Source organism: Micromonospora sp. NPDC003776 (assembly GCF_053605645.1).
In genome coordinates, this window is the sequence record NZ_JBSGJR010000226.1 from 1 (window position 1) to 9,772 (window position 9,772).

At 74.6% G+C, this 9,772-nt stretch carries 7 protein-coding genes and 2 pseudogenes; 3 read left to right on the forward strand and 6 right to left on the reverse strand.

The features are described 5' to 3' along the window. Window positions 1-209, reverse strand: a pseudogene (locus tag ACWEVO_RS19075) (hypothetical protein); the annotation flags it as partial. A 54-nt stretch (window positions 210-263) separates the two neighbouring features. Beyond that, window positions 264-1,610 carry a UDP-N-acetylmuramoyl-L-alanine--D-glutamate ligase gene (gene murD, locus ACWEVO_RS19080; RefSeq protein WP_452308862.1) on the reverse strand — a complete coding sequence of 449 codons (1,347 nt, stop codon included), beginning with the start codon at window positions 1,608-1,610 and terminating at the stop codon, window positions 264-266. An 89-nt stretch (window positions 1,611-1,699) separates the two neighbouring features. On the opposite strand from murD, the gene ACWEVO_RS19085 reads away from it, so the two are divergent. Together ACWEVO_RS19085 and ACWEVO_RS19090 are read left to right on the forward strand one after the other, a co-directional pair. Continuing rightward, window positions 1,700-3,049 carry a hypothetical protein gene (locus ACWEVO_RS19085; RefSeq protein ID WP_452308863.1) on the forward strand — a complete coding sequence of 450 codons (1,350 nt, stop codon included), beginning with the start codon at window positions 1,700-1,702 and terminating at the stop codon, window positions 3,047-3,049. Window positions 3,050-3,152: 103 nt separating this feature from the next. Next, complete coding sequence (locus ACWEVO_RS19090; protein WP_452308864.1) at window positions 3,153-3,947, forward strand: maleylpyruvate isomerase family mycothiol-dependent enzyme; 795 nt, start codon at window positions 3,153-3,155, stop codon at window positions 3,945-3,947. A 15-nt stretch (window positions 3,948-3,962) separates the two neighbouring features. On the opposite strand, the pseudogene ACWEVO_RS19095 reads toward ACWEVO_RS19090, so the two are convergent. From ACWEVO_RS19095 to pknB, 3 genes and pseudogenes are all read right to left on the reverse strand, one after another. Then, a pseudogene (locus ACWEVO_RS19095) lies at window positions 3,963-5,024 on the reverse strand (PucR family transcriptional regulator); the annotation flags it as partial. Further along, complete coding sequence (locus ACWEVO_RS19100; RefSeq protein ID WP_452308865.1) at window positions 5,000-5,860, reverse strand: deoxyribonuclease IV; 861 nt, start codon at window positions 5,858-5,860, stop codon at window positions 5,000-5,002. The pseudogene ACWEVO_RS19095 and the gene ACWEVO_RS19100, both read right to left, overlap by 25 nt. Window positions 5,861-5,916: 56 nt before the next feature. Beyond that, on the reverse strand, window positions 5,917-7,902 hold the full coding sequence (gene pknB / locus ACWEVO_RS19105) for a Stk1 family PASTA domain-containing Ser/Thr kinase (protein WP_452308866.1): 1,986 nt from the start codon (window positions 7,900-7,902) through the stop codon (window positions 5,917-5,919). Window positions 7,903-8,068: 166 nt separating this feature from the next. Between pknB and ACWEVO_RS19110 the strand changes: the two genes are divergently transcribed. Further along, on the forward strand, window positions 8,069-8,455 hold the full coding sequence (locus ACWEVO_RS19110) for an Rv2175c family DNA-binding protein (protein ID WP_452308867.1): 387 nt from the start codon (window positions 8,069-8,071) through the stop codon (window positions 8,453-8,455). Between the two features lie 120 nt (window positions 8,456-8,575). On the opposite strand, the gene ACWEVO_RS19115 is transcribed toward ACWEVO_RS19110, so the two are convergent. Beyond that, complete coding sequence (locus tag ACWEVO_RS19115) at window positions 8,576-9,658, reverse strand: polyprenyl synthetase family protein (protein WP_452308868.1); 1,083 nt, start codon at window positions 9,656-9,658, stop codon at window positions 8,576-8,578. Window positions 9,659-9,772 lie beyond the last annotated feature (114 nt).

Consider the following 9,772-nt stretch of genomic DNA (forward strand, 5'->3'; position numbering starts at 1 on the left):
CCCAGGCCGCCGCTGGCCATCGTGAAGTACGACCGGGGCCGGTCGACCCGCAGCCGGCGGCGCAGCGCCGACAGGTTGGACGGTGACTCCTGCACGCCGGTGACCGCCGCGGTGGGCACCTGGATCCCCGCCGAGACCGCCCAGAACCGGTCGGCCCCGGTGAGCCGGACGATCAGGCGCTCCGGGTCCACGTCCACCAGCACCGCCATGATCGCGAGGTTAGCCGGGCGGACCGCCACCGACCAGGGCCACGCGGCCCCGCCTCACCGCGCGGTGTCGGCGACCGCCTGGGCGAACACCTCGGAGCGGTGCTCGAAGTTGCGGAACCGGCCGTAGCTCGGCGCGGCCGGGGAGAGCAGCACCACCCCACCCGCCGGGGTGAGCTTGCGGGACAGTCCCACCGCGTCCACCAGATCCTCGGCGATCTCGGTACGCACCCCCGGCAGCCCGGCGAGCGCCTCGACGATCCGCGGGCCGCTGTCCGGGATGCCGATCACAGTGATCTCCCGCTCGGCCAGGTGGTCGCGCAGCGGGCCGTAGTCCAGGCCCCGGTCGGTCCCGCCGACGATCACGGTCAGCGGCCGCCCCTCGTACGCGTCGATCGCGTGCATGGCCGCGTACGGGCTGGTGGCCAGGGTGTCGTCGACGAAGGTGAGGCCGGAGGGGTCGGCGATCTCGGTGAGCCGGTGGGCCAGCCCCTGGAAGCCGGCGACCGCCACGGCGAGGCTGTCCCGACGGGCCACCACGTCGACGCCGAGCGCGTCGAGCACCGCCAGGGCGACGCAGAGGTTGCCCTCGTTGTGCCGCCCCACCAGCGGCAGCACCGCACGCGGGAAGAGCGGCGTGTCGCGCAGGTGGAACCAGGGGGTGCCGTCCGGGCCGGACGCCACGTGGGCGCTGTCCGGGAGGCCGGCGCGTACGGCGGCCCGGTCCCCCAGCTCCAGCGCGAGCCGCGGGTCGACGCCGTTGACCACCACCGCGTGCGGACCGTGGGCGAGCAGGTTGAGCTTGTCCCGGTAGTACTCCCGCTCCCCGCCGTGCGCGTCGAGATGTTCGGGAAAGAGCGCGGTGACCACGGCCACCCGCGGCGAGTCGGCCAGGTCGGCGCACTGGTAGCTGGAGAGCTCCAGCACGTACAGGTCCGCCTCGGGCAGGTCGAGCAGCGGCACGCCGATGTTGCCGCCGAAGACGTTCGGCCGGTCCATCGCGGTCAGCAGGTGGCTGATCAGGCTGGACGTGGTGCTCTTGCCCTTGCTGCCGGTGACCCCCACCGTCCGGTCGGCGTGGTCGGCCATCCACAGCGCGCTGCCCTGGGTGACGGTGACCCCCCGGCGGCGCAGCTCCACCATCCACGGGTGGGTGCTCGGCACCCCCGGCGAGCGGACCACCACCTCGGCGGCGGCCAGCCGGGCGAAGCCCTCCTCCCCGGTGACCAGCGGCGCGGCCTCCGCCAGCGGGCCCTCCCAGGGCAGGCTGAGGAAGTTGGCGCTGTCGTCGACGGCGACCAGGTCGGCCGGGCCGTGCGCGGCGATCGCGGTCACCGCGGCCCGGCCCTCGCGGCCGGCCCCCCAGACGGCGACATGACGTCCGCGCAGATCTGACAGGCGCACTGGCTCTCCTCGGGGGTTGCGACGGCGGGCGGGCGGGCGCGGTCCGGCACAGCCGGACACGGCGGACGAACCAGGGCCTAGTATGGCGTGTGCCCAACGAGCAGCTCCGGCGGATGGACGCCTTCACCTTCCCGTCCTACTCGATCGACTTCGCCACCGGTGAGGTGTTGCTGGACTACGCCCTCACCGGCCCCCACGGCGAGCAGCGGTTCACCGAGGTGATCACCCTGCCGCTGCCGGCCGAGCCGGTGTCCGACGAGACGGCGGCCACCCTCGACCGGGTCCTCGAACTGCTGCACATCGTGGCCGGGGTCAGCTACTACAAGGCCGCCGCGCCGCCCCGGCTGGTGCTGCCGGCGCCGCTGGGCACGGCCGCCGTCGAGTTCGTCACCGCGGTCTACACCCAGGGCCTCGCCGAGTACGCGTACCGCAACCAGCTGCCGCACGTGCTGCAGCTGCGCCCGGAGGTGCCCGCCGGCGAGGTCGCCGCGCCCCGGGTGTACGACGACTCGGACCGGCGTCCGCTGTCCGCGGTCGGCGGCGGCAAGGACTCCATCGTCAGCCTGGAGGCGCTGCGTCGGGCCGGCTTCGACCCGGTGCCCTTCTCGGTCAACCCGAATCACGTGATCGTCTCCGTCAACGAGGCCTCCGACCTGGTGCCTCTGGCGGCCCGGCGGCGGATCGACCCGGTGCTGTTCGACCTCAACGCGGCCGGCGCGCTGAACGGCCACATCCCGGTCACCGCGATCAACTCGCTGATCGCGGTCGCCACCGCCGTGCTGCACGGCCTCGGCCCGGTGGTGATGTCCAACGAGCGGTCGGCGTCCGACCCGAACCTGATCTGGAACGGCCACGAGATCAACCACCAGTGGTCCAAGGGCGTGGAGGCCGAAGGGCTGCTGCGGGCGGCGCTGGCCGAGCACGCCGGGCTCACCGAGCCGTACTTCTCCCTGCTGCGGTCGCTCTCCGAGCTGCACATCGCCCGGCTCTTCGCCGAGATCGACCGGTACGACGCCGTGGTGACCAGCTGCAACGCCGCGTTCAAGCTGCGCGACGCGAGCGAGCGATGGTGCCGCAACTGCCCGAAGTGCCGGTTCGTCTTCCTGGCCCTGGCGCCGTTCATGTCCCGTGAGCGGATCACGAACATCTTCGGCGGCGACCTGCTCGCCGACGAGTCGCAGCTCCCCGGCTACCGCGAGCTGCTCGGCGTGGACGGGCACAAGCCGTTCGAGTGCGTCGGCGAGGTCGAGGAGTCCGTGGTGGCGCTGAGCCTGCTCGCCCAGCAGGAGCAGTGGCGCGACGCCCCGGTGGTCCGGGCCCTGGTCGAGGCCCTCCCCGAGACCGCCTGGACGGCCGCCGCCACCTCCGACGTCTTCACCCCCGCCGGCCAGACCTACGTCCCCGCCCCCTACGCCAAGGCCCTCACCGCCCTCACCTGACCCGGCACCCCGGCGGAGCTGGCCGAACCGCCCCGTCGGCCAGGCGATCTCGACGACACTGGAGGGGTCCGTCCACGGCGGCCCGGAAGGTGCGGTGAGCCCGATGACCCAGTCTCTCGTCGTGGCGGCCGAGCAGCGGCAGGCCGACCGCGACCAGGCGGCGGCGGTGGGTGAGGCCGAGGGACGGGCGACCCTGGCGCTGCTCCGCCAGCTTCGGGACGACGACTGGCAACGCCGCACGGACGCCACCGAATGGGACGTCCGGACCATGGTCGCCCATCTCGTGGCGCAGGCCGAGGAGGCGCTGAAGCTGCGCACGATGCTGCGCCGGGAACTCCTCGGACGCCTCCACCCCCGGGGAAAGATCCCCGTCGACGCCCACATGGCCGTCGGCGTCACCGATCACCGGTCGGAGCAGGGACCCGAGCTGGTGGAGCGGTTCGCGACGCTGTGGCCGCGAGCGGTACACGCCCGTTGGCGCCGGTCTGCGCTGCTGCGCCGCGCCCCGATGAGTCTGGGGATGCCGGGGGTGCCGCCGGTCCGCGTCGGCTACCTGCTCGACGTGATCCTCAACCGGGACCTGTGGATGCACCGGGTGGACCTGACCCGGGCCACCGGGAAGCTCTTCGTCATCGCCGAGCACGACCGGCACATCGTCGCCCAGGCCATGCGCGACCTCGCGCTCCAGTGGACGGCGCCCCCGGTGGCGCTGGAACTCACCGGGCCGGCCGGTGGCGCGTACCTGATCGGCGCGGGCGACCCGATGGCGGTGGTCCGCGGTGACGCAGTCGGTTACCTGCGCGCCCTGGCGGGCCGCGACGACAACGTGGACCTGGAACTCGTCTCCGGTGAACGGGCCCTCCTGGCCCGGCTCCGCAACACCCGGCTCCCCTTCTGACCCGCTCTCCGGCACTCAGGTGTCGCGGACCGCGTCCAGGGCGAGCAGCGCGACGTGCAGGGAGAGGCAGGCCTCGACCGAGTCCAGGTCGACGTCGAGGATCCGGCCGATCCGCGCCAGCCGCTCGTAGAACGCCGGCCGGGACAGATGCGCCGCGGCGGCCGCCGCCGACTTGTTCCGGCCCTGTTCCAGGTACGCCCGCAGGGTGCCGAGCAACTGTTCCCGGGGGTGCTGGGCGTCGTACGCCAGCAGCAGGCCCAGTTCCCGCTCGACGAACGTCTGCAACCGGGGCTCGTCGCGCAACAGGTGCAGCAGACCGGCCAGCCCGACGTGCGGCAGCCGGAAGATCGCCAGGTCCCGCCGGTCCCGGCGGGCCGCCTCGGCGATCTGCCGCGCCTCGACCAGTGAGCGGCGCGCCTCCCGCAGGCTGCCCACCCCGGATCCGGCCGCGATGATCACCGCCGCCGGGCCGGTCGGGCGGGACGCGCCGTCCGTGGTCCGCGGCCCGCCGGCCACCGCGACGGGTCGACCGGCCGGCTCGGTCGGGCGGCCGGCAGGCCGGGGCAGCGCGGGGCGGACCGGGGCGGCGTCCAGGCGTACCCGGCGCAGCGCGGCGGCGAACGCGGCGAGCGCCCTCTCCTCGGCGGCCGGGTCGGACAGGGCCAGCAGTGCGCCCACCGCCTGGTCGTCGACGGCGCTGGTCAGCGCGGTGAGCTTGGCCTCCCGCACCGCCTGGCCGACGGCCTCGGCGAGGTCGCGCAGCCGGGCCGGGCCGGCCGCCGGGCCGGCCTCACCGCCGGCTCCCGCGCCCTCCCCCGCCGCGTCGTCGGCCCGGTGCCGGACGACCACGCCGACCAGGTGCCGGCGGTCTAGTGTCACGCCGAGGGCCTTGGCGCGCAGCGCCACCTCGTCGACCGGGCGGGAATGGTCGATCAGGGCGGTGAGCAGGGTGCGGTGGATCTGCCGCTCCAGCCCCTCGGCGTCGCGCCGGATCAGCCGGCCGAGGGCGAGGGTGGAGGCGGCCCGTTCGATCAGGATGGTGAGCCGGGTGGTCAGGGGTGGAGGCGCTTGAGGGCGGCGATGTCGGCGGCGTGGCCGACGTGCTTCTCCGTCGGGGTCTCCACCAGGACCGGGACGCCGGCGGTGGCCGGATGCCGCATCAGCTCGGCGAACGCCGGCTCGCCGATGCTGCCCTTGCCGATGTTCTCGTGCCGGTCGCGGGTCGAGCCGCACAGGTCCTTCGAGTCGTTCGCGTGCACCAGCTTCAACCGGTCCGCCCCGACCGTGGCGACCAGGGTGTCCAGCGTCGCCGTCATGCCGCCCTCGACGGCCAGGTCGTGCCCGGCGGCCCAGGCGTGGCAGGTGTCGAAGCAGACGCCCATCATCGGGTGCCGCTCCACCGCGTCCAGGTAGGGGCCCAGCTGCTCGACCCGGCTGGCCAGTGAACGGCCGCCGCCGGCGCTCGGCTCCACCAGCAGCATCGGCCCGCCGACCGCCGCGGTCTCCTCCAGCAGCGGCAGCAGGGCCTCGCGTACCTGCCGCATGGCGGCCTCGGCGTGCCCGGCGTCCACCGCGCTGCCGGCGTGGAAGACCACCCCCTCGGCGCCGATCGCCCGACCCCGGCGCAGCGCGTGCGCCAGGGTCTCCGCCGACCGCTCCACCGTGGCCGGGGTGGGGGAACCCAGGTTGACCAGCAGCGAGGCGTGGATGTAGACCGGTACGCCGCGCTCGCCGCAGCCGTCCCGGAACAGCACGTCCTGGGCCGGATCGCCCGCGGGCAGGGCCCAGCCCCGGGAGTTGGAGACGTAGACCTGCACCACCTCGGAGGCGGCCGCGTCGACGTACGGCAGCGCCGCCTTGGCCAGGCCGCCCGAGGTGGGCGTGTGCGAGCCGACCCGCCGCCGCGCGCTCACCGGGTCACCTTCCGTTCCCGCCTGCGGGGCAGGCAGAACCGGCTCACTCCGCGCGCTCACAGGCAGGTCACCGTGACCGTGGTGCCCGGGGGCACCGGCGTGCCCTCGCCCGGGTTCTGGAAGCGGGCCGTCCCGTTGGGGTTGAGCTGGATGTTGACCGGGAAGCCCTGGCTCTCCAGCACCTGCTTCGCCTGCTGGCAGGGCATGTCGACGACCCGGGGGACGGGCACCTGCGGCGGCCCCTTGCTGATCTCCAGCTTGACCTGGGCGCCCTTCTCCACACCGGTGCCGTCGGCCGGGCTCTGCCCGAGGACCTCGTCCTTGGGCTTGTCGGAGTCCTTGTACGTCTCCACCGGCGTCAACCCGAGCTGGCCGAGGATGCCGCGTGCCTCGTTGATGTTCTTGCCGACCAGGTTCGGCACGCTGATCGGCGCCCGCCCCTTGCTCAGCACCAGGGTCACCTTCGTGCCCGGCTTGACCACCGTGCCCACCTTGGGGTCGGTGTCCACCACCACCCCGGCGGGCAGTTCGTCGCTGTACCGGGCGGTGCCCTTGACCGGGACCAGCTTGGCGTCGGCCAGCTGGGTCTTGGCCAGCTCGAAGTCCTGGCCCACCACGTCCGGCACCGGCAGCTGCTCCGGGCCGAGGGAGAGGGTCAGGGTGATCGTGCCGCCCTTGAGGATCCGCGCGGCGGAGGCCGGATCCTGCCCCAGCACGCTGTCCTTCGGGACCTTCTCGTCGTAGCGGGGTTGGGCGTAGCGGAGGGTGAAGCCACCCCGGGTGGCCTGCGCCTGCGCCTCGGCCTTGGTCAGGCTGACCAGCTGCGGGGCGACCGTGTACCGGCCCACCCCGAACCACCAGCCGCCCACCGCGGCCACCAGGCCGAGCACCACGGCCGCCGCGGCGACCGCCAGCCGGCCGCGGGGGGAGCCCATCACCCGGGTACGCAGGCCGGCCAGCCGGGAACCGAGGCTCTCGTCCTCGGTCACGGCCCGGCGCCGGTGCGGCCGCTGCGCGCCCCCCTCGGGCAGCCGGGCCCAGGTGGGCCGCTCGGCCGGACGGAGCGCCGCCACCACCATGGTCGGCTGGGCGATCGGGCCGGTCTCGTCCGCCACCCGGTGCAGCACGGCGGTGTGCGAGTTCGGATTGCCCAGGTCGTCCCGGACCACCTGCACCTCGGCCAGCAGCGCGCCGGCGTCGGTGGGACGGGCGCCCGGATCCCGGCGGGTGGCCCGGCCGACGAGGTCGTCGAGGGCCTTCGGCAGGCCCGGGACCAGCGTCGAGGGCGCGGGCACGTCCCGGTCGACGTGCTGCCAGGCGACCTCCACCGGGCGGTCGCCGTCGTACGGCACCCGTCCGGTGAGCATCTCGAACAGCACGATGCCGGCCGAGTAGACGTCGGTGCGCGGGTCGGCGCGCCCCTCAGTGACCAGCTCCGGGGCGACGTACGCCACGGTCGCCATGAGCTGGTTGCCGTTCTCCTCCTCGGCGCTCGCCTCGACCGCCCGGGCCAGCCCGAAGTCGGCCACCTTGACGACGCTGTCCACCAGGTTGGCGGGGCCGCCGGTGGGCGCCTCGGCGACCAGGACGTTCTCCGGCTTGACGTCGCGGTGCACCAGGCCGGCCCGGTGTGCGGCGGCGATCGCGGCGAGCATCTGCTCGGCGATGGCCAGCGCCTCGTCGGGGTTGAGCCGGCGCCGCTCGGTCAGCACGTCGCGCAGCGTGCGCCCGCGCACGTACTCCATCACCAGGTAGGGGAGGCCGCCGTGGGTGCCCTGGTCGTAGACCGCCACCACGTTGGGGTGGGTCAGCCGGGCGATCGTCTTCGCCTCGTCGGTGAACCGCGACACGAACCCGGCCAGGCGGGCCCGTGCCTCGGGCGCCTGGGTCGGATGAATGATCTTGACCGCCACGGTGCGCTCGAGGCGCTCGTCGGTGGCGGTGTACACGGTCGCCATGCCGCCACGAGCCACGCGACCGCGGATGCGGTAGCGCCCGTCGATCAGCGAGCCCAGCAACGTGTCGGCGACCTGTGTGTCCATCGGCAGGGAGTCTATGTGTCCGTCGGGTGAAGGTTGAACAGGATGCTACAGCCGGGGTGCGACCCGACCGTCCCGCCGCGCGCGCCCGGCCTCCCGACCAGGGCCGTCGCCCCCTCCGACGGGGTGCCGGTGCGGGGCCCGACGCGGCACGTGGCAGGGTGGTCGGGTGACCGATTCCGTACCCGCCGACCCGGCCGCCGCCGGCCTGCCCGGGCCCACCGACCCGGCCGGCTGGCTGACCCTGCCGGACGTGGCCGAGCGCCTCGACCTGTCGATCAGCAAGGTGCACCAGATGATCCGGGACCGCGAGCTGATTGCGGTACGCCGCGACGGCGTCCGCCGGGTGCCGGCCGATCTGGTGGCCAACCGCACCGTGCTCAAGCACCTGCCGGGCGTGCTCAACCTGCTCGCCGACGCCGGCTACGACGACGAGGCGGCCCTGCGCTGGCTCTACGAGGAGGACCCCACCCTCGCCGCCGGCACGCCCGCCGCCACCCTCGGCGGCGACCAGGCCCGCGAGGTCAAGCGCCGGGCCCAGGCCCTCGGCTTCTGACCCACCCCACCGTCCGCGTTGATCATGAGGTTGTGGCCGGGACGTTCCGGGTGTCCCGCAACAACCTCATGATCAACGCCGCGCCGCGCCGCGGCCGGGCGGGGCAGCGGGACAGGGGAGTCAGTCGGTGCGGCGGGTGGCGGCGATGGCCAGGTCGACCAGGGCCTGCCGGGCCTCGGTGTCCAGGTCGACGGTGGCCAGGGCGGCCAGCGCGCTCTCGGTCAGCGCGGCGATCCGCCGCTCGGTGCGCTCCAGCGCCCCGCTCGCGGTGATCACCTCGCGCAGCCGCGTCACCCCGTCGACGTCCAGCCCCGGGTCGCCGAGCCCGCCGAGCAGCAGCTCCCGGCCGGCCTCGTCGACCGCCTCCAGGGCCGCCGCCACCAGGTAGGTCCGCTTGCCCTCGCGCAGGTCGTCGCCGGCCGGCTTGCCGGTGCGCTCCGGGTCCCCGAAGACGCCCAGCACGTCGTCGCGGAGCTGGAACGCCTCGCCCAGCGGCAGCCCGTACGCCGAGTAGGCGGCGTGCACCTCGGCCGGCGCGTCGGCCAGCGCGGCGCCCAGCAGCAGCGGCCGCTCGACCGTGTACTTCGCCGACTTGTAGCGGGCCACCTTGCCGGCCCGTTCCCGCGAGGTGTCCCCGGTGGCCTGGGTCAGCACGTCCAGGTACTGCCCGACGGTCACCTCGGTGCGCATTTCGTCGAAGACCGGCCGGGCTCGGGCCACCGTACGCGGGTCGAGGCCGGCCGAGTGCAGCAGCTCGTCCGACCAGACCAGGCAGAGGTCACCGAGGAGGATCGCGGCGGCATCCCCGAACCCGTCCGGGTCGCCGCCCCAGCCCGCCGACCGGTGCCGGGCCGCGAACCGCCGGTGCACCGCCGGCTCGCCGCGCCGGGTGTCCGAGCGGTCCATCAGGTCGTCGTGGATCAGGGCGCTGGCCTGCACGAACTCCAACGCCGCCAGGGCGCTCACCACCTGGTCGGAGTCGAGTCCGCCGGCGCCTCGGTAGCCCCAGTACGCGAAGGCGGGGCGCAGCCGCTTCCCGCCGCCCAGCACGAACGCCTCGATCGCCTCGGCGACCGGCACCAGGCCGTCGTCGACGGCCGTCAGCCAGCTCCGCTGGCCGGCGAGGAACTCGGTGAGCGACTTGTCGATCCGCTGGCGCAGACCGGCGCGGTCGACGGGGGAGACGGGAGCAGCGTGGGTCACGCCAGAACGCTAGCCGGTCCCCCGCGGTCCCGTCGTCTCGCCCGGGCGTGGCGTGCGAGGGCTCCCGACACGGCGCCGCGGCCGGGACGCACCGGGTCCGTGCCCCGGCCGGAG